18 protein-coding genes are annotated in these 20,794 nt (G+C 54.4%); 11 read left to right on the top strand and 7 right to left on the bottom strand.

Annotated elements, in window-relative coordinates:
• The first annotated feature begins 46 nt into the window (after positions 1-46).
• The gene (locus tag KKG35_15850; protein ID MBU1739603.1) at positions 47-1,471 is read left to right on the top strand and encodes an autotransporter outer membrane beta-barrel domain-containing protein; all 1,425 of its coding nucleotides are present in this window, start codon (positions 47-49) and stop codon (positions 1,469-1,471) included.
• 344 nt (positions 1,472-1,815) lie between these two features.
• Here the strand turns inward: KKG35_15850 and KKG35_15845 are convergent, their stop codons facing one another.
• Positions 1,816-1,953 carry a hypothetical protein gene (locus tag KKG35_15845; protein ID MBU1739602.1) on the bottom strand — a complete coding sequence of 46 codons (138 nt, stop codon included), beginning with the start codon at positions 1,951-1,953 and terminating at the stop codon, positions 1,816-1,818.
• Between the two features lie 188 nt (positions 1,954-2,141).
• Between KKG35_15845 and KKG35_15840 the strand changes: the two genes are divergently transcribed.
• Positions 2,142-3,251 carry a GGDEF domain-containing protein gene (locus tag KKG35_15840; protein ID MBU1739601.1) on the top strand — a complete coding sequence of 370 codons (1,110 nt, stop codon included), beginning with the start codon at positions 2,142-2,144 and terminating at the stop codon, positions 3,249-3,251.
• A gap of 64 nt (positions 3,252-3,315) precedes the next feature.
• Here KKG35_15840 and KKG35_15835 read toward each other — a convergent pair whose 3' ends face one another.
• The 5 genes from KKG35_15835 to KKG35_15815 form a co-directional block, all read right to left on the bottom strand.
• Entirely contained in the window at positions 3,316-4,158 is an 843-nt protein-coding gene (locus tag KKG35_15835; GenBank protein ID MBU1739600.1) for a glycosyltransferase, read from the bottom strand.
• 5 nt (positions 4,159-4,163) lie between these two features.
• Positions 4,164-5,123: a biotin--[acetyl-CoA-carboxylase] ligase gene (locus KKG35_15830; GenBank protein ID MBU1739599.1), complete on the bottom strand. Its 960-nt coding sequence runs from the start codon at positions 5,121-5,123 to the stop codon at positions 4,164-4,166.
• The gene (locus KKG35_15825; GenBank protein ID MBU1739598.1) at positions 5,114-5,761 is read right to left on the bottom strand and encodes a hypothetical protein; all 648 of its coding nucleotides are present in this window, start codon (positions 5,759-5,761) and stop codon (positions 5,114-5,116) included. Before KKG35_15825 ends, KKG35_15830 begins: the two co-directional genes overlap by 10 nt.
• Before the next feature lie 92 nt (positions 5,762-5,853).
• Positions 5,854-8,109: an acetyl-CoA carboxylase carboxyl transferase subunit alpha/beta gene (locus tag KKG35_15820; GenBank protein ID MBU1739597.1), complete on the bottom strand. Its 2,256-nt coding sequence runs from the start codon at positions 8,107-8,109 to the stop codon at positions 5,854-5,856.
• Between the two features lie 19 nt (positions 8,110-8,128).
• The gene (locus tag KKG35_15815) at positions 8,129-9,535 is read right to left on the bottom strand and encodes an acetyl-CoA carboxylase biotin carboxylase subunit (GenBank protein MBU1739596.1); all 1,407 of its coding nucleotides are present in this window, start codon (positions 9,533-9,535) and stop codon (positions 8,129-8,131) included.
• A gap of 436 nt (positions 9,536-9,971) precedes the next feature.
• Here KKG35_15815 and KKG35_15810 point away from each other — a divergent pair, with 436 nt between their 5' ends.
• The 9 genes from KKG35_15810 to KKG35_15770 all read left to right on the top strand — a co-directional run bounded on the left by KKG35_15810 (position 9,972) and on the right by KKG35_15770 (position 19,838).
• Positions 9,972-10,838, top strand: a complete 867-nt coding sequence (locus KKG35_15810; GenBank protein MBU1739595.1) for a hemolysin family protein — start codon at positions 9,972-9,974, stop codon at positions 10,836-10,838.
• A 46-nt stretch (positions 10,839-10,884) separates the two neighbouring features.
• Complete coding sequence (gene lnt, locus KKG35_15805; GenBank protein ID MBU1739594.1) at positions 10,885-12,489, top strand: apolipoprotein N-acyltransferase; 1,605 nt, start codon at positions 10,885-10,887, stop codon at positions 12,487-12,489.
• A protein-coding gene (prfB, locus tag KKG35_15800; GenBank protein ID MBU1739593.1) for a peptide chain release factor 2 occupies positions 12,479-13,574 on the top strand; the annotation gives its coding sequence in 2 pieces (ribosomal slippage) (positions 12,479-12,540 and positions 12,539-13,574; 1,098 coding nt in all). Before lnt ends, prfB begins: the two co-directional genes overlap by 11 nt.
• Positions 13,575-13,719: 145 nt before the next feature.
• Complete coding sequence (locus tag KKG35_15795; protein ID MBU1739592.1) at positions 13,720-14,931, top strand: (Fe-S)-binding protein; 1,212 nt, start codon at positions 13,720-13,722, stop codon at positions 14,929-14,931.
• A 108-nt stretch (positions 14,932-15,039) separates the two neighbouring features.
• Positions 15,040-15,453 carry a hypothetical protein gene (locus KKG35_15790; protein ID MBU1739591.1) on the top strand — a complete coding sequence of 138 codons (414 nt, stop codon included), beginning with the start codon at positions 15,040-15,042 and terminating at the stop codon, positions 15,451-15,453.
• A gap of 15 nt (positions 15,454-15,468) precedes the next feature.
• Positions 15,469-15,891, top strand: coding sequence for a thioredoxin domain-containing protein (locus tag KKG35_15785; GenBank protein MBU1739590.1), 423 nt, complete (start codon positions 15,469-15,471; stop codon positions 15,889-15,891).
• A gap of 394 nt (positions 15,892-16,285) precedes the next feature.
• Positions 16,286-17,269, top strand: a complete 984-nt coding sequence (locus KKG35_15780) for a PhoH family protein (protein MBU1739589.1) — start codon at positions 16,286-16,288, stop codon at positions 17,267-17,269.
• Entirely contained in the window at positions 17,269-18,432 is a 1,164-nt protein-coding gene (locus KKG35_15775) for a pyridoxine 5'-phosphate synthase (GenBank protein MBU1739588.1), read from the top strand. The genes KKG35_15780 and KKG35_15775 overlap by 1 nt, the downstream gene beginning before the upstream one ends.
• A gap of 206 nt (positions 18,433-18,638) precedes the next feature.
• Positions 18,639-19,838, top strand: a complete 1,200-nt coding sequence (locus tag KKG35_15770) for an aspartate aminotransferase family protein (protein ID MBU1739587.1) — start codon at positions 18,639-18,641, stop codon at positions 19,836-19,838.
• Between the two features lie 227 nt (positions 19,839-20,065).
• On the opposite strand, the gene KKG35_15765 is transcribed toward KKG35_15770, so the two are convergent.
• Positions 20,066-20,572 (bottom strand): MgtC/SapB family protein, encoded by a 507-nt coding sequence (locus tag KKG35_15765; protein ID MBU1739586.1) that lies wholly within the window; start codon positions 20,570-20,572, stop codon positions 20,066-20,068.
• Positions 20,573-20,794: the final 222 nt, after the last annotated feature.

Below are 20,794 nucleotides of genomic sequence, written 5' to 3'. Positions count from 1 at the left end.
GCAAGAGACACCCCAATCAATCTTATTGAGCTGACGGAGAATGACAATGAAAAAGAATGGGTTTATTCTCTTATTGCTTGGATTCGTGGTCTTCCTTTCCATGCCGGCCTTTGGCGCAGATTATGTCCAATCCATTGCAGTAGGCGGCACCTATGACGTTATCTTCCACAATTGTGGTTCAGGAACACTCAACGGCTATCTCACAAATGTTGCGGACAATACTATTGCTCCTCTTCACGGTACCTTCTCCGACGGTGGCGCCGGCACCCTTTCCCCTGCCCGGGAATTGGCTGATTGCGGCACGGCCACAGGTGTTGTCCCAACCGAGATTGTCCGCTATACTGCGGATCCCGGCTATAATGGCGCTGATACTTTTCAGTTTTTCAACTCATTCACAGCAGCTTTTGACAATTACTCCCTGACCATTGGAACGCCCCCTGCACCTCCCGCGATCACTGGGAACAGTGCCTCTTCCGTTGTAAGTGGTGGTAAAAACCTGATCTCTTCGGTAAATTTTTTAACAAAATTTATCTCCATACGTACGGTTAGTATTTTTCGCCGTTCAGCTTCGAGAGCAGCTCGCGGTCTGGAGGCCTCCCTTGCCGGAAGCAGGAATAAAAGCACCCCTTCTCCTGCTGCTGATTCTCCGCCGAAGGATCTTTTTGATGACCGGATCAAACTCTCGATCAGTCAGAATCAATTGGGAATCTCCGCCGGTGACCAGATTGATCGCCAGGGGATTTGGGGGAACCTTGGTTACACATCAACTGGTGACAGGAATCTTGTTACCGAGTCTGATTCCGACCTGTACACCATGGTGGCTGGGTATGACTACATGTTCACCGAGAACTTTGCTGCGGGAACAGCCCTGACGTATGAAAATATCGATGAGAATTCACGGTATAACCTGGGATCATTGCAGACCGATGGCTATTCTCTGGCACCGTACCTCACCTGGCAGGTATCCGATGCTTTCTCATTTGATCTGATTGCCGGTTACACCTATGTTTCCTACGAGCAAGACAGGCTCTCCGGGACCATCACCAGTTCGTTGAATGCCCAACGGTATTTTATGCAAAGCACAATCAATAATTTCTATTACCTGAACAACTGGACCTTTGTGGCAAATGTTGCCTATCTCCATGCCCATGAGAAACAGGAGGGATTCACTGAGAGCGACAACACGGTGGTCCCCGGCAATGCGATTGATATCGCCCAGTTTACCGCCGGGGTTGAGGTGGCGTATGGCTTTACCCATGCGGAGCCTTACTTCCTTCTGGGATTCGAGTATGACACCAAATACGATGAAATCGCCGGACTGGATTACGACCGCACCGGAGGTGATATCGGCTGCGGAGTACGGATGAATTTTCTGGAGACTCTGACCGTGGATTTAAGCGGTTCTTCAAAGTTCGGCCGTTCCAATATCGATGAATACAGCCTGCAGGGCAACCTGCGGTATGCCTTTTAATCCAATCTGAAGGTCTGATCCCCCTCGACTGACCGGATATGCTTCCCCGTTTGAACATGCATAGCGAAACGCATTCCCCGCAGCTCGGAGTGTCGCAGGCTCCGTTACCTGCTGCGGGGTTAGTGAGCGAATCTGATGTAAGTAACCTTCCATACGGAGATTCCCCGTGGCTCGAAGTCGCACTCCGTTTGCTATCTGCCGCGGGGAGCTTCAATGGCCAGAAATTTCTCACTGAAAGGGAGGAACCAATGGCAAGAGATATCAATCCGGATCAGATATCACCCCCCCTCCCCTTATGTTGGGATCTTCCCCCTGCGCGTGAATCGGGTCCTTCTAATAGATGGTCACCATCTCGATAAGAGACTCACCCCAATCCCGACAAGACCTTCGAGCTCCATCACAGCCAGCCGTTCTTTGGCGGAAAGATTGCCGGAAAGAATTGCCATCAGGAGAACGACGATGATCGGGATAATTTTTTTCATGTCGCCTTCAAAGGGAAACATCCGCAAGTCCGATCAGCAAAACAGCTCTTTTCATCGCTGTCAAACAGTCGACAAGCAGGTGCTACCACAGAAGAGAAAGGATAGAGGCACCCATTAAAATGATCTTTTCAATGATTACTATGGTATATCATAATGGATATTCAAAACGTGAATCTGGGTAAAGGACCATGGAATCATTTCAATGGGGCGACCATTTTTTAACCGGTCTGCCCGAAGTTGATGCTCAACACCACTACCTTGTCAATATCATCAATCAGCTCAGCAACCTGCTGACTGAAGATGAAATCCGAATCCGGGATGTGGATGAGATCTTCAGCAAGCTGGCTGATTACGCCGAATTCCATTTCCGGAATGAGGAAAAATTGATGGAAGCAGCCGGCTTGGACGCCAGGTATCTGGATAACCATGTCGGGGTCCATCGAGGTTTTCTGGAAGAGGTAACCTCCATCTATTCCGGTATTTCCGCCGAAAGACTCGATCAGGCACGCTTTCTTCTGAGATTTCTCATCTATTGGCTCGGGTACCATATTCTCGGAAATGATCAGGACATGGCGATGCAGGTCAAGGCCATCAAGTCGGGGATGAACCCGAGCGAGGCATATAACAGCCTGGAGCAGCAAAGATTGAGTGCAACCGCACCGTTGCTTGAGGCCCTGAATGGTCTGTTTGAGCAGGTAACAATGCGAAACCGGGAGTTGAAAATGCTGAATGAGTCGCTTGAAGAACAGGTGGCATTGCGTACCAGAGAACTCTCAGAAGCCAATCTGCATCTTGAAGAGTTGTCCCGGACAGACGCTTTGACCGGGCTCCCCAATCGACGCCATGCGATGCGAAGCTTGTCGGCCCTTTGGGATGAAGCTTTAAAGAAAGATCTGCCCCTGGTTTGCGTAATGATAGATGCGGACCATTTCAAGGAGGTAAACGATGACTTTGGTCACGATGCCGGCGACCGGGTACTCAAGGAACTGGCAATTACCTTAATGGATTCATTTCGAAGTGATGATATCGTCTGTCGGCTCGGGGGCGATGAATTTCTCATTATCTGTCCGGCTACCGATAAAGAGGGGGGCCTGCATATAGCGGAAGTCACCCGAAAGGCCGTATCGGAACTTCGCATCCCCACCGGCGGCAAGCCATGGCATGGCAGCGTCAGTGTCGGCGTTGCGGTCCGATTGCCCGAGATGAAAACCTATGACGAGTTGATCAAAGCCGCCGATAAAGGTGTTTATGCCGCCAAAGAAGCCGGGAAAAACTGTGTGAGATTGGTAGCCAAATGACAACGGCGGCTCATGGAGAATTCGTTTTAAAGGCAACGGAAAAAGTGGATTCACCCTGTGTTCCCTATATCAGGGAAGGAGCACGATACTCACTTGCGAGTTTGAGAAAGGCCCTTCCCTCTTCCTCCCGGCCATGTTTCAGGCAGCCGTTGCCGTAGACGGTGCATTTTCGGCAGAGTTCCTCAGAGGCCAGCTCTGTTTGCCGAACGGAGAGAAGGGCGGATTCCAGCAGTTTGACCAGGGACTGGATCCGATATTTGTCCATCCCCTCCCGGTGGATGGCAGATAATTGGTCCGGGCGACCGCCGTCCTTGATCGTCAATGGTTTGGGAACCAGCAGGAAAGGATATCTGCATCCGGCACGGAGCCACAGGTCGTAATCCTCGCAACAGGGAAGCGACTCATCGAAGAGTCCGACCAGGTCGAAGAATTCCCTGCGGACCATAACGGTCGACATTCCGACCACGCACAGCTCAAGGCTTCGTTCGAAAATATCGCCGCCGCTCCTGGCATGCTTCTTCTTCTGACTCAGAATCTTTCCCTGTCGATACCAGACTTCATCGGTATGGGAGATCAGGTGTTCAGGCGAACTCTCCAGTGCCTCGACCTGAATCTTCAATTTATCGGGCTCGTAACGGTCATCGGAATCGAGAAAGGCCAGAAAGCTGTATTTTGCGCCCTTTACCCCGGCATTTCTGGCGGCTGAAACACCCCTGTTCGGCTGATGGATGTAACTGACAGGATGACCATAGGATGCAACGATCTCTTGTGTTCCGTCATCGGAACCGTCGTCAACGACGATAATCTCAAAATTTCGATATGACTGGGCAAGGACCGAATCAATGGCCTTTACAAGATGGGCAATGCGATTGTAGGTGGGGATGATGACGCTGACAGATGCAGGCATGGCCGCTACGACAGGTATATGATCTCACCGCTGTTCTGAACAACGGTCGTTCCGTCCGGCAACTCCATGACAATCCGCCCTGCCTCATCAACATTAAGGACAACCGCTTCGAACTGCGGATTCTTCTGAACATCATGGCCGAAAATCACCCTGCGGCCGACGGAATCGCTCAACTCTTTCCAGCGGGCGACCAGCAGGTGGTCTCGCCCGGCAAGGGCCGAAAGAAGAAGCTCCGGATCCTCCGCCTGGCCGCGACCGGCAAAGGCGAGAATGTTTTCCTCTTCATAATGGAGCAGACCGATATTCCAGGACAGGTTGGCCAGGAACGTGGCCGCCAGCCGGTTCACATCGGACTCAACCCCGGTCAGCTGTTTTAAGGAGGTCGCGGCGGAAGAGATCTCGGGAGGGAACTCCTCGTTATTCACGTTGATCCCGATCCCGAGGAGAATATACTCATCACCGCTGACCGGACCGCGCATGGTCTCGGCCAGAACACCGCATAGTTTTTTCCCCCCGCAGTGGACGTCGTTCACCCATTTGACGGCGGCCTCGGGGACGATCTCCCTGATAGTCTCGCAGGCGGAAACTCCCGTGGCCAGGGTATAGAGAGAAGAGGAGGAAGGAAGGAGGGTATTGACCAGAACCACGGTCATCCACAAGCCGCCGGCCGGGGCGTGCCAGGAACGCTGAAAGCGGCCGCGGCCGCCCATAAGCTCGTTGGCCAGAATAACCAGGCCGCTCGGGAAAGACTTCCCGCCAGCCTCATGCTCGCGGATCATCTCGCGGGCCCGGTCCATCCCCCGCTCAAGACGGTCGAAGCGGTGGATGGTCGAACCGACAATCGCCCCATAACGGCAAACGGCATCAACGGTTTCTGGTGGGAAAGTATGACTGCGGTCGGGAGCGATCTCGTCCCGGGTGATCTGCCGGACAACGGCTGGAGACAGGATATTGATTATTCCCATTCAGCCTTGACGCGGGTAATGATCTTCTGGATTACAGGCAGCTTTTCCTTGGGACAGATCCCGACCAGGGGCTCGCCCTGTTCAATGCTCTCGCCGTTTTTAAAATACACGGAATGAATGATTCCCGGCTCACCGGCATAATACACCGGCGTTTCCCGTTTCATCAACGACATGGTGAAAAGCTCCTCGCCCGGTTTGATGGAGACCTTTTTCTGGCCGTATTTCTCAATCCTGGACTGGATTTCCATGGAAAAGAAGTACTTGGCCCGCTCAGGAGCCTTGAAGGAAAAGAGGACCTGCTTCAGGATGCCGTCGATGATCTCCCGTTTCTTCAGGGGGTGTTTGATGGTAATGATTTTCTCCCCCGCCTCAACAAAAAGTCCGTCGAGATCCGTCCTCACAAAAGAGACGATTCCGTTGGTCGGTGAATGGACCTGTTTCGGGTTGCGTTCCCGGTTCAGCATATAGAGAACGGTCCCGGGAATATGGTCCCATTCGCCTCCGCGGCCTTCGACCTGGTCACCGACCGCCACCCTGAAGCGCAGCTGGCCGGTGTGGATGGAATGAATATCCACATGGTCGTAAGGGTCGGAGCGATACTTCCTGAAAACCTCGTCAAAATCTATATCTTCGTTCATATCGTTCTGTATACGTTTGGGTAGTCATGACTTCTGGAGAAACAATCTTTAAACAATTCCAAGGCCGCGCCGGATAAGGTGCGGCCGCCCCATCATCGGTAATAGAGCTTGCCGCCGCCCATGGTTTTCAGGCTCTTGTGCAGATTACGACGGAATTCACGCCGGTCCCAGATTCCCTGGATATGGCCCCGCCGCAATGCATTCCGGGCACTGTGATAATCAGGCGGCACTTCGTCACCGGTGGTGTCACGGATCACCCGCGGGCCGGCGAAACCGATCCGGCTCGACCTGATCGCGAACTGATAATGCGAACAGCCGAGAAAGCTCGCTACCGGACCGGCATAGGAGTTATTGTCGTAGACCACGATGTACAGGCCGCCGGCATCGATGTATTCACGCACCGCCATGGTGCATTTGGGCATCTGGATGACGCCGAGGGTGCCTTCCTGGATTCTGATGCCGCCGGTGGTATGCACGTAAAAGAGCAGCGGCCGCCGTTTGAGTTTGGCCATCTCGCAGGCCTGGACGATTTTTTCACCTTCGGCGGAACCCACGGTGCCGTTCCGGAAATCGCTGTAGAGCATCGCCACGACGATCTCAAGCCCCATGACCTTGGCATCAAAGGTGATCACCGAACTCTTGCGGCCGGTCTTCTCCCGGGAGAGATCCAGACGCTTGTCCAGCCCGTCATAGGAGAGCGGATTCATGGAACTGATTCCGCCGTTGAACTCACGGATCGAATCGCGGTCAAACAGGTGTTTCAAATACCACTCATATTCCAGCGGGAAATGATGGCCGCACGCTTCGCAGACCCCGCAGAACTCACCATAGAGATCAGGGACCCAGAGGTCTTTGCAACCGAGTTTCTGGCTGTTGGGACAGGTGATGGTCCGGTCCTCATTGGCCAGTGGGCTGGTGTAGATATCACCGAACTCCTCAATCCCGCTGGCAGTGTCCCTCTCGATCAGGGGCCTGGAGATCCGGTAATCAGGACGCCGGGAAATGAAATCATAGGCAGCGGTTAATGGCGCCGTGACCTTCTTGAAGAAAACAGAGCCTTCGCCGGAAACATCCTTGATGATCTGCTGGGCATACTTCTGCTGGCTGCGCAGCACATCATATTTGAAACCGTAATACACCCGGGCCATCCGGTTTTTCACGCCGTGGAGAAAAGCGGTGGAGGAGGATGGTTTGCCGCTGAAACCCTTGAGGGCCATGTTCCGGTATTTTTTGGAACGGAAAGACTGCAGTCTTTTGACCTCATCGTCATTCAGTTCCCAGGAGACGTCAACATAGGAATCACCGTTGGCCGGAGATTCCTCGGCTTTTTTCATATTGACTTCATAGGCCCTGAAGGTCCGGAGGCTCTTGGTCTTGAGGACCACTTCGTCGGTGGCCCGGATCATTTCCTCCTTCACTTTCTTGAAGAAGGCGAAATCATCACGTCTGGCCCCCAGGAGCGGTTCCTGAATAATCCGATCAATGGTCCCAAGCTTGAGATTGTCCTGGGCAGTAATCTTCAGGCGATCGGCACAGGTTTCCACCAGCTCCTTGGGAAGCTTCTCCCCTTCGCGAATTTTACCTTCAATGGCCGCAGCACCCTCCGGGGAAATCACGGAATAATACCCATGGGAGAACATCATCCGGAAGTCGGACATGCCAACGGCCTCGGCGCCGCCCGAGCCGCCCTCGGAGATAATCGAAACCATCGGCACCCGCAGTTTCGCCATCACGTAGAGGTTCCTGGCAATCTGCTGGCCGGCGCCGGGATAATCTTCAACCGGGAACGAGCCGGGAGTGAAAATATAGAAATGAATCGGGATCCCTTCCGTCTGGGCGACGAGCATATAGCGCAGGGCCTTTTCATTGCCCCATGGCTTGCTGCTGCCGCCATTGCGGTATTCCTCGCCATGACCCTTCTCATGGCCGATCACCATCACCTGCTGGGTGACCGCCTTGTTCTTGAGCTGGCGGACGATGGTCGCCTTGGCAACCACCATCGACGGGTCGATATTGGCGTCCTCTTCTCCGCCAAGCTCGGTATAATCCTCATAGATATTCTCAAGGATGTCTTTCAGAGAGAAACGCAACGGACTCCTGACAATCCTCACCCGCTCCATGGGTGAGAGATTCTCCTCACCCCGCTCCTCCAAAAAAAGGACTGCGTCTTCAAGAGCCCTGATGTCTGCAGCGAGTTCACCTTCGGAAAACTCGTAGAAATTCTCCTTGAGGTTGTTGTACTTGTCCCGCAGGCCGGCAAGATTTCCCCACTCGAAACCCTCTTTCACCTGGGAGATGTAACTGATTCTGTCTTCTATCTTGAGGAGTCTTTTTCTTAAATCTTCCATGAATCCATGCCTGATTCCGTCAGAAGGTCAGCAGACGGTCAAAGTTGTCATTCAGATACGAGGTGTTCACCAGGATCGGGTCCCCGGCAGCGTTGTGTCCTTCAATTACCACATCTTTCAGGAACTGCCTGCCACGCTCCTTGGCTTCGGCCATGGTATCGCCCCAGACCAGGGCAAGCGCCAGATTCGGGTCATAATCGCTGGGGATCATGTAGGCCCGGTCGGTCGGCACATGGGTGTATACAGCCGACCACTCGTGCTGAGGGAACTCGAAACGGGTGATCGTCCCGATCCATGGCGAGAAACCCCTTTTGGTGTCCTCGGCCACGATCCTGAGCTCAATGCTCGCACCCTTGAATTGAATATCATCCTGGGTGAAGCCGATGCGGTCGCCAAGGGCGAGCCTGATCTGCTCGCGGATCAGGTTCGGCTGCTTGCCGTTCAGATAGCTGATCCGGGCTGAAACATCATTTTCCACCTGGATTCTGGTGTTGACCTCGAGGAGATAAGGCTGACCGTTTCTGGCGACAATCCACTCCCAGGTCCCGACGTTGTCATAGCGGACGTGGGTGGCAAGCTTCAGAGAGTATTCCACAATCTGGTCGAGAACTTCTTTCGCATTGAAATCGTAAGTAAAACAGCTGTCATCAAAACCGGGGGCCGCTTCAAGCCTTTTCTGGCGGCCGGTACTCTGGATCGTACAGTTCCGGGTCCCGAAATGGACCCTCTCCCCGTGCCTGCTGCAGGTCAACTGGACCTCAAGGTGATTGTAGTCGCGCAGGCACTGCTCGATCAACACCCCGCCGTCGCCGAACTGACGCTTGGCATAATTCTGCACCTGCCGATAGACCCGACGGAAATGCTCAACCTGATAGACCTCTTCGATCCCCATCCCGCCGCCACCGGCTGCCGCCTTGACCAGGATGGACGGGTTGCGGATATCCTGCTCAATCTGATCGGCCAGAAGCTGCCTCGCGACATCTTCAGCTTCCATCTCGTTGTAGATTGGTCCGTCTGTTCCCGGGATAGTCGGAATCCCGAGTTTCTTGGCGATTTTCTTGGTGTTGATCTTGTCGCCGAGGTCCCGGATGACCTCCCAGTTCGGACCGATAAAGGTCAGGGGCCGATCCCGGACGGTCACCCTTCTGGCAAAACGGAAATCCTCTGAGAAAAACCCGTAACCGGGATGGATGGCGGTACATTCGGTATGATCGGCCACGGAGAGAATATCGTTGGGATCGGTGTAGCTCGCAATCCGCCAGGCGTTGTTGCGATTGGTTCGGCTGTTGATATTGAGTCTGACATGTCTGGAATCTTCATCGGCAGGAGTGTAGACCACCACATAATCCAAACCCAGATCTTTGCAAGCTTCCATGATCCGGATGGCAATCTCGCCCCGGTTTGCTATGAGCACTTTTTCTTTCATATCTCTACCACAACTCTTCGGTCCGGCATAACGCATCCATAGTTAATCCGGGCTGAGTGACCGGAATGATCACCTGACCAGCAAAAAACAGGTGAGCGGAAATAAAAAAAAAGGCTGCCAGAAAGCTTTCTCGCGTGGCTGACCGGACAGCATGATTGAGGAATTTACCAAAATCACCCGGGCTTCGCTCGTCAAAAGTCTCTTCTTGACACCCTGATTAAAATAGGCAACTGTCTTTCCAGCGGCCGCCGATCACCATTTTTTTCTGTAGCACACGGCAATTCTTGCATAAAGAGCCGACTTTATAACGATTTTATGTCGATACGTCAATTTTTTTCTGGCTGGCCATCTTTTCATTGGCCGACTTCAGCTGCCTATGTAATAATACACGGGAAACGCCCTCGCAAAGGGCGAACCACTTGAAATTTTACCATTAATGGACATGGACAAAGACCCTTCTTCAGATTCGCCAGGCGAATCGAACATATTCAAACGTTTCATTCAGTTTTTAGGTTTCGATCGCACTATTGATTCCCCGGAGGAACTCGAACACGAAATCCAGGAACTCCTGGATGACGGACAGGAACAGGGGCTGATCTCTTCGGAAGAAGGGAAAATGATCCACTCCATTCTTGAATTCCGTGATACGGTTGCCCGGGAGATCATGACCCCGAGTTCCGAAATGATCTCCGTGCGTGCCGATTGCCCCTATGACAAGCTTGTGCAGATCATCATCACCCATGGTTTTTCCAGGATCCCCGTATATAAGGATAAGCCGGACAACATCATCGGGATTATCTTTGCCAAAGACCTCCTCAAGTATATGAACCCAAAGCAGACGCTGGTAGCCGCAGACCTGATCAAGCCCGCCTATTTTGCTCTGGAAAACATGAAAATCGTTGATCTGCTGCGAGATTTTCAGCACAAAAAAGTACACCTGGCCATCATCACCGACGAATTCGGCAGTGTCAGGGGGTTGACCACCCTGGAAGATGTTCTTGAAGAGATCGTCGGTGAAATCACCGATGAAACAGACCGTCCCGATACCGACATCAAGATCCTTGATGACCGAAACATTATCGTCGATGCAAGAATCGACATCGAGGATGTTGAAGACCATTTCGGGGTCACCCTTCCCGAAGGCCCCTACGAATCCATCGGCGGCATGATCATCCACTCTCTGGGCCATCTGCCGGGTGCCAATACGTCCTTGACCGTCGGCGCACTGAATTTCACCGTGCTCTCGGCAACCCGTCGTCGCGTCAACGAAGTCAGAGTCACTTCAGCCGCTGCCAAGCCCTGACCGCCTCGCTGATCGCCTGATGAAAGACATGAGCCGGACGGAAACAATGAACAGCGTCGGAAGTTTTTTCAAACCAGCACGTATCCGGAGTGCGGTCTTGATATTCCTGTCCGCCCTGCTGCTCCTGTTCGCTTCTCCCGGCCCGACGAATACCGGCGCCATTGTCTGGATCGCCCTCGTTCCTCTTCTCTTCGTCGTCTGCCGGCAGGATACTACTCCCTTGAAGGCCGCCGCGGCAGGACTCTTCTGCGGTCTCCTCTACTATACAGCCCTTCTCTCCTGGATCATGATCGTCCTCGGCAACTATGGCGAGATGCCGATCTGGATATCCCTGCCGGTCCTCCTGATTCTTGCTCTGTACATGTCGATCTACCCGGCAATTTTTTCTTTTTTGACCAACAAATTCCAGAACCGATTCACCATCATCTGGACCGCTCCGGTCATCTGGGTAGGCCTGGACTGGCTGAAATCCATAGCTTTTACCGGCTTTCCGTGGATGGATCTGGCCTACACCCAGTTCCGGACCCCGCTCCTGATGCAGTCCGCCGATCTTGCCGGCCACCACGGGGTCACCTTTCTGATCGTTCTGGTCAACTGCCTCCTGTTCAGCACAATCAGCAGCCGGTTCAGGAAAACCGGGCGCAGCCTGAAGTCCCTGAAACCTGCATTTCTGGCTCTGCTGCTCATTGCCTCATGCCTGGCCTATGATTTTTTCAGATTCCACCAGCTGGAGGAAATCGTCGCACACGCCGACCGGATGAACGTTGCGGTCGTCCAGGGAAATATTGATCAGGGGCAGAAATGGCTGCCGTCCCTGCAGCGAAAAACCTTGAACAAATACCTCGAACTGTCCCGAGACATCGTCGCAGAGGAAAAACCGGAACTGATCATCTGGCCGGAAACAGCCATGCCTTTTTACCTTCAGGAATCAAAACACCTCGACCGGATCAGGGCTCTGGGTCTCACCGAAGAAAGCCCCTTCGTGCTGACCGGAGCGCCATACCGGGAAGCAGCCCCATTGACCGGCAAACCACTGTACTTCAACAGCGCCTTCCTGATTCCCGGCGGAGAAGAGCGCCTCCTCCGCTATGACAAACAGCACCTGGTGCCCTTTGGAGAGTATGTGCCGCTGAAACGGCTCCTGCCTTTTCTGGCTCCTTTTGTCGAAGCGATTGCCGATTTTTCCCCCGGCAAAACCACCATTCCATTGCCTTGTCATGATGGCCGAGTTGGAGTATTAATCTGCTTTGAATCTATTTTTCCGGCCCTTGCCCGGTCCCAGACCATTGCCGGAGCAAACCTCCTGGTCAATCTGACCAATGACGCCTGGTACGGCCGCTCCGGCGCCCCCTGGCAACACCTGGCGATGGTGGTTCTCCGGGCCGTTGAAAACCGGCGAAGCCTGGCCCGCTCCGCCAATACCGGGGTCAGCGGCTTTATCGATCCGCTGGGACGGATAGCTCATGAATCACCGCTTTTTGAGGATTTTACCGCCGGCAGACAGATGGTCTTGCTTGAAGAGAGATCTTTCTTCACCTTCGGGATCGGCTGCTATTTTGGCCTGTTCTGTCTGCTGGTCATGCTTATATTAACCTTCATCTCATACAAAATTCCGGCCCGATCCGGTAAAGGAGACGCTCATGTCAATTGAACTCAAGCAGAAACTTCAGGACCTCAAAGGCCGCCTACTTACCCTGCGGAGCCATCTTTGAAGTAGATGAAAAGAAGGAAAGAATTGCGGAACTTGAGCAGCAGACCCTGAAACCGGGTTTCTGGGGCAACCAGGAAACCGCCACCGCCGTTCAGAAAGAACAAGGGCGGCTGCAGGGCGTTGTCGAGCACTGGGAGAACTGCTGGAAAGAGTGGGAAGAGGCGGAACTGCTGCTCTCCCTCGCACTCGAGGAAAAAGACAGCGATGCTGAAAACGAAGTGGCGACCCTTCTTGACCGGCTGGATAAGGACGTCGATGCCTCGGAATTGCTCTGCATGTTCACCGGCGAGCACGACGCCAACAACGCCATGCTCTCGATTAATGCGGGCGCCGGCGGCACCGAGGCACAGGACTGGGTCAGCATGCTGCTGCGCATGTATCTGCGCTGGGCCGAGGAAAGCGGCTTCAAGACCGAGATTCTCGATCAGCTCCCCGGTGACGAAGCGGGGATCAAGAGCGTCACGGTGATGATCAGCGGCAATTACGCCTACGGATACCTGCGCTCGGAAATGGGCATCCACCGGATGGTGCGCATTTCTCCGTTCGATGCCAGCGGCAGACGCCACACGTCCTTCGCCTCGGTCTTCATTTTCCCGGAACTGGACGACGATATCGTTGTCGATATCAACGAAAAAGACCTCCGGATCGATACCTATCGGGCCAGCGGCGCCGGCGGCCAGCATGTCAACAAGACCAGCTCGGCAATCCGCATCACCCACCTCCCTTCCGGAATCGTGGTCCAGTGCCAGAACGAGCGCTCCCAGCACCGGAACAAGGACACGGCAATGAAGATGCTGAAGGCGAGACTCTATGAACGGGGAAAGGAACTCCAGAAAGAAGACCAGCAGGAACTGCACGGCGACAAGAAGGAAATCGCCTGGGGCAGCCAGATCCGCTCCTACGTCATGCAGCCTTACCGGCTGGTGAAAGACCACCGCACCAACTGTGAAATGGGCAATGTCGACAGTGTCATGGACGGCAACCTGGATCCTTTCATCAAGTCATTCCTGTTATGGCAGAGATGATTCCACACCGGGGGACGGGATCAGGATCATTCATGGTCCGGCGCCACCGCCCTTCGGCTTTGCGAACTCCTTCCGCAACGGATTGTCCCGTCCCGCATTTTCCGCATGACCCGGTGCGGAAAATGCGGGACGGGGATAACCTCCGATGATCGATACCCCTTGCGCCAAATGCGGCTCGTGCACCGCCGTCTGCCCGGTGTACCAGGTGACCGGCCGGGAATCCGATACCGCCCGCGGCAGAATCCATCTTCTGGAAAAACTGGCCGGAACCGAGCACTCCAGAGAATTCAGCAGGATTTTCTCCCGCTGCCTGCTCTGCAACGCCTGCTCCTTCAGTTGCCCCAGGGGAATCAACCTGCCGGCGATGGTCATCGAGGCCCGGAGCAATGCCCCGAACCTTCTCACCATCGCCACGCTCAAAAAAACGGTGGCGGAAAGATGTCTTGCCGGTGACCCCCTCCTCAGGAAACTCGCATCGGTTCTCAAGTTGTCGAAACCTCTTCTTGAAAAACTCCCCGAAAGTAGCGGCCTGCGACTCAAGCTTGGCATCCTTGCCGGAACGCCGTCCGTTCCCGAACCGGAACCGGACCCTCCCTCTTCCGGAAAAGAGCGCCGTAACCAGTTGTTGCTTTTCAGTGGCTGCCTGGCAACCCATCTGTACCCGGAAATCACCTCGGCCTGCCGGGAGCTGGTCGCCAACGGGCGGGATTTCAGGATCACCGCGCCCGTTCAGCATTGCTGCGGGCTCGCCTCTCTAAGCCACGGCAATCTGGAAACAGCAAAAGATCTGGCGAGAAAAAACATCGCCTCTTTTGCCGACAGCACCAGTCCGATCCTGACGACCTGCGCCTCCTGCTTCAGCCACCTCAAATCCTATCCCGACCTTTTTGCCGACGATCCGGAATGGAGGGAAAAATCAAAGGAGTTCGCCGATCGCCTGCTGGAGTTCGCATCATTTTTGGCCAATCATCCCGGGGCGAGGGCTAACGAGAATCCGGCCGGGACAAAAAAACGACGCGTCCTGTATCACGACCCGTGTCACCTCCGCTTCCGGTCCGGGGATTTTACAACCCCTCCTCGTAAAATTCTCTCGTCACTCAGGGATGTGGAACTCGTTGAGCTGCCGGGAGGGCCCAGGTGCTGCGGGCTTGGCGGACTATTCAACCTCGCCCATCCCGATCTTTCCGGCCGAATCGGGGCGCAGCTTGTCGAAGAACTGCTGGAGGTCCGGCCGGAGGCAATCGTTTCGACCTGTTCTGGATGCCTTCTCCAGCTCAAATTCCTTACCGCTGCTGAAAAAGATCTGCAGGTCGAGGTGTATCATCTGGCTGATTTTGTGAACCGGTGCAGACATTGATAAACTTGCCCGAACACCCTCATTCCCCCTTGCAGAAATAAGGGTGATTGCTATAATCCTCATTTGCAACCTGACAAAATTCATCAAACAGTCAAGGAGTCTCTTTTTATGAAAGTTTTACGACGTATTACATCAGTCCTGGTAACGGCGGCCCTGCTGATGCCCGGCGTCTCATCTGCAGATGTCGACTGGCAGGCCCGCTCAACCCTGAAACCGGCGAGCAAACCGATCGACGTTGCGGTAACCGCCGACGGCAAGCACACCTTTATTTTGAGTGAGGGTGGCAAACTGTTCATCTACGATGAAGAAAGCAAACTCCACGACACCCTCGAAGTCAGCCCGGACATGAACAGGGTTGCCGTCGACGGTGTCGGCGCCCGGGTGTTTCTCAGCAACGGTAAGGATGGATCGGTCCACGAGCTGATTCTTGAGTATGTGGCCAAGCTCGATTACACCGGGTCCGCATTTCTCGGCAACAATGCGGCGCCCGTGGTCCTGGCAGTCTTCAGCGACTTCCAGTGACCTTACTGCGCCCGTTTGGGGCCGCTATTCGAGCAGGTGCTCGAAAAAAATCCCGACACTCTCAAGATCGCTTTCAAGAACTTTCCGATCAACAGTCACAAAATGGCCAGACCTGCAGCGCAGGCCGCCCAGGCCGCAAATCTGCAGGGGCTTTTCTGGCAGTACCACGACAAGGTATTCGAAGACTATAAAAACCTGAGCGATGAGAAATTCATCACAATCGCCCAGGAGGTCGGTCTCGATCTGGACCGTTTCCGGAAGGATATGAACAGTCCGGAAACCCAGCAGCTGATCAACCGGGACATGAACGACGCCGCCAATGCCGGGGTCAGGGGCACCCCCACCCTTTACCTGAACGGCCGACTGGTCAAGGATCGTTCTCCGGCAGGATTGCAGAGCATGATTGATGCGGAATTGAGAAAGCTGAAAAAGAAATAACCTTACTGCATGAATAAAGCCTGCCTGTCTGGAAACAGATATTGATCTTATGGAAATGCCGGACGTGTTCGTTGCGCCCGGCATTTTTTTTCTGATTGCCACCGAGTTTCAGCCGGTTTTCGGCCAACAATATAAGTTTTGATATTGTTGGTTTATTCAAATATCGGTGTGGAGTAGAACATAAGTTGAACCATCCTTCGACAGGCTCAGGATGAGCTGTATCAAGCTTAAGTTGAGCAGCTTGTCTGCTTTTAGGAAAATTACACCCGAAGGGTGAAAATAGTAATTCCGCTCACTCTGACAGTGAGCCTGTCGAACTGTCGAAGAGTCATTGGCTGAAATTCGATGGTAAACAGCTTTCTTTTTTGACCTGAAGAGATGAACATAATCTGAAATGGAGACCCGCTTGTCATCCTCTCATACCCTTCAATTCAACGACAACGATGCCGCCCGCATTCTCTACGGCAACCTCAACAAGAACCTGGAATTGATCGAAAGCGCCATGGATGTCACCATCAAGGTCCGGGGTACCGAGGCGGTGATCAGCGGGCGAAAACATGACATCGATATCGCGAGATCAGCGCTCAACCAGCTCTACGAGATGATCGTCGGCGGCTTCCCCGTCTATCAGCAGGATATCGCCTATGCCCTGCGCATCCTCAACCGGACCCCGGGCGCCGTGCTCAAAACCATCTTTCAGGACCAGGTCTTTCTTTCCGCCAACCAGGGAATGATCTCGCCCAAAAGCATCAACCAGAAGAAATATATCGAAGAGATCCGGCAGAACGACATTGTCTTCGGCATCGGCCCGGCGGGAACCGGCAAAACCTTCCTCGCCGTCGCGATGGCCGTCGCCGCATACACCGGCAATCAGGTCAAGTCGATTATCCTGGCGAGACCCGCGGTGGAAGCGGGTGAAAAACTGGGGTTTCTGCCCGGCGACATGGCCCAGAAGGTGAACCCCTACCTCCGTCCGCTCCATGACGCCCTCTACGCCATGCTGGGCCGGGAGAAAACCACCGCCCTGATCGAGCAGGAGGTTATCGAAATCGCCCCGCTCGCCTTCATGCGGGGCCGGACCCTGAACAACGCCTTTGTGATTCTCGACGAGGCCCAGAATACCACCCGTGAACAGATGAAGATGTTTCTGACCCGCCTCGGCTTCAACTCACGGGCGGTCATCACCGGTGATATCACCCAGATCGACCTGCCCGACAGCAAAAATTCGGGCCTGATCCATGCTGCAAAAATACTCAACAATATCAAAGGGATATCTTTTTCAAGGTTCACTGAAATCGATGTCGTGAGACACCCGCTGGTCCAGGAAATCATTATCGCCTACGGTAAAAACACTTCCGGAGGAGCCAGGAAAAAATAATGCCAGTCCTCTTACGATCAGAATACCGGGGCCCGGTCCGGGTCAGCAGCGGGGAGATACTCCGCACGGCTGAGGCGCTACTGAAAATCTGCCGACTGGAGGATCACGAGTTGAGCCTTCTGCTGGTGGACGACGAACAGATGACCCTCCTGAACCGCGACTACCGGGCAAAAAACAAACCGACCAACGTCCTTTCCTTTCCGATGCTGGACGCCCCCCCCGGGCCTGGCCCGGAAATGATCGGCGATATCGTGATCTCCATCGACACCGCTGCCCGGGAAGCCGCCGAGCGAAAGGTCTCCTGCCACCAGCGGATCACCCGGCTCATGGTCCACGGGCTGGTCCACCTTCTCGGTCTGGACCATGAAAGATCGGAAAAGGAAGCCCGCCTGATGGAGGCGAAAGAGCGGGAATTACTTGATGAACTGCACAAAAAAATGAGGAGAATGAGCATGATCAGTCTGGCAATCAATGTTGACCATGTGGCCACCATCCGGCAGGCCAGGGGCATTCACGAACCCGATCCGGTGACTGCTGCGGCAATCTGCGAACTTGCCGGCGCAAGGGGCATCGTTGTCCATCTGCGTGAAGACCGCCGCCATATCCAGGACCGCGATGTCCGGATTCTGCGCGAAACGGTCCGGACCAAACTGAACCTGGAAATGGGCGCCACCGAGGAAATCATCAAAATCGCCCTCGATCTGAAACCGGACATGATCACCCTGGTCCCGGAAAAACGGGCGGAACTGACCACCGAAGGCGGGCTCGACGTCGCCGGACAGAAAAAAAAGCTCGCCAAAGTCGTGAAACGGATGAGCGACCAGGGAATCCCGGTTTCGATGTTTATTGACCCGGATTCCCGCCAGATCGCAGCCTCCAGAGAGGTCGGCGCAACCTTCGTCGAGATCCATACCGGCCGCTACAGCGATGCCGAAAGCGAGAGCGAGGAGCACCACGAGTTCGAACTGATCGCCGCCGCCGCCGAAGAGGCTTATGAGAGCGGGCTCCGGGTCAACGCCGGGCACGGCCTGAATTACCTGAATACCACCAGAATCGCCGCCCTCGGAACCATCGAGGAGTTGAGCATCGGACACGCGATCATGGCCCGGGCCATCTTTGTCGGCCTCGACCAGGCGGTCCGGGAAATGCTGGCGTTGATCTGAGAAGCCGGGAGGAAGAAGCCAGAAGTCAGAAGCCAGAAGCCAGGAGACATGAGCCGGGAGCCGGGAGTAGGAGGATTTAAGTCCTATACTTGTCGGGGAAAAGATTTTATTCTGACTTCCGGATTCCAGCTTCCCCTCTTTTTAGAAAACTGGCTGACTTCTCGTGAATCGATAATGTCAAAAAAAATCCTATTGAGAGCACATTAATGACCAGCGTAAACACTTTCAGTGCCGAAGACCGGTCGATGGTTCCTTTCTTCGTCAAGCAGAAGATCTCCATCGAGCGGGGTGAAGGGGTGTATGCCTGGGACGAGGAGGGCAACCGGTATCTTGACTTCACCGCCGGCTGGGGGGTCACGAGCATCGGTCACGCCCATCCGGTGATCAGCGCGGCGCTGGCCGAGCAAGGCAAAAAGATTCTCCAGTGCCCGAACTCCGGCCTCACCTACTCGCCGGTCCGGGCAGCATTGGTCGACCTGATGCGGGAAATTCTTCCGAAAAACCTCACCAGAATCTTTTTCGCGAGCAGCGGCGCGGAAGCGAACGATGCCGCGATCAAGCTCGCCCGCAAGGTGACCGGCCGGATCGATATCATCTCCACCCACCAGAGCTTCCACGGCCGGACCATCAGCACCGCCTCGGCCACCGGCCAGGCCAGGCACCGGGAAAAATTCAATCCGCTGATGCCGAACAATCTCTTTGTAAAATTCGGCGACCTTGCTGATCTTGAGAGAGCGCTCAACGACAGTGTCGCCGCCTTTATCCTGGAACCGATCCAGGGTGAAGGCGGGGTGATCGTCCCCTCCGGCGAATACCTGAATGAGGCGTTGGCCCTCTGCCGGAAAAATGGATCGCTGATGATCATCGATGAGATTCAGACCGGATTCTGCCGCACCGGGCCGATGTTCGTCAGCGGCTCAGTCGGACTGGAACCTGATTTCCTGACCATGGCCAAAGGCATTGCCGGGGGCTTCCCGTTCGGGGGTTTTGCGATGAGCGAAGAGGTGGCGGCAAAAATCGAGATCGGCGATCATGGCGGCACCTACTGCGGCAACCCGCTTGGCTGCGCGGTCGCCCACGCCGTGATAAAATATCTGGTGGACAACAACATCTCTGAAAATGTTGAAAAAGTCGGACACTTCGCCAGCGAAACCATGAAGGGGTGGCACCGCCAGTATCCGAAACTGATCACCGACGTCCGGGGCAAAGGGCTCCTGCTGCTGATCCAGTTCAAAGATGACAAAACTGCGGCCAGGATCAGTGACGACTGTCTGGCAAAACGCCTTTTTGTCCGACAGACCCAGGGCAACGGAATCAGGATCTTCCCGGCTTTAAACATCACCAACGACGAAATGGCCGAAGGGCTTAACATCCTGCAGGAAGCGATCGCAAAGGTTGCCGGCTGAGAACCACTCGGCACAAGACACCTGGGGCAACACAGTTGCGAAAAGGGAATCTCCGGAGTCAGACACTAGTGTCACGTCAACTCTGAACCGTCACATCTTCCTCGTCGTTTTTCGCGCCTCCTGCGTTACCTGTTGGGTTACATAGCGCTGCTATGCAACCCAACACGTGCCTTGCCGGCACAAAAAATGCCGGAGAAATATTATGACATTTCATCCTTGACGCGACACTAGTCCTCTGTGAACCCTTCACCCTTGTGATATTTATGGTGCACTCCGCGGCGGAGTTTCTTGAAGGTGGATTCCAGAAACTCAACCCCCCACAGAACTCCGACGGCCACCAAGGTAATGGAGAGGGCCATGGGCAGATTGCCCAGACCGATGGCCGCGCCGATGCCGGCGAGGACCCAGATGATCGCGGCAGAGGTCACTCCCTTGACCAGCCCCTCCTTCGACATGATCACCCCGGCGCCGATGAAGCCGATTCCGGTGACCACCTGGCCGAGGACCCGGGAAGGATCAAGGGTGTATTCATTCAGGGAAGCGGCCAGGCTCACGAAGATATGGGTACCGAGACAGATCAGGATGCTCGTCCTGATCCCCGCAGGTTTACCTCTGAGCTGCCGCTCAAGCCCGACAATACCGCCGCAGAGCACCGTAGCGCCGATCCTGGTCCAGAAAACAATCCCGGTGGGATCGAGAACCGCGCTGTTTGACACCAGATTTTCCGTAATCATAAAATTGCCGGTTTCATTAAAGGGTCATTCCGAGTCAGATCATGCAATCCTCTTTTAACTTATTTCACAACTCAATGGAATCATATTCCAGGACAAATGAAGGATCCTGGAGGTTTCTTTTCCTGAAGAGGCAAAGAGCAGATCAGAGGGAAAAAACCCCGGCAATCTTTTCGGACTCATTTGCCGGAACTCACCCCAATGAATATTGTGGCAACAGGACAA

The sequence above is a fragment of the Pseudomonadota bacterium genome, assembly GCA_018823285.1.
Taxonomy (GTDB): domain Bacteria; phylum Desulfobacterota; class Desulfobulbia; order Desulfobulbales; family JAGXFP01; genus JAHJIQ01.
The sequence above is the reverse complement of the archived record's forward strand: the minus strand, read 5'-3'. Positions and strand labels throughout refer to the sequence as shown.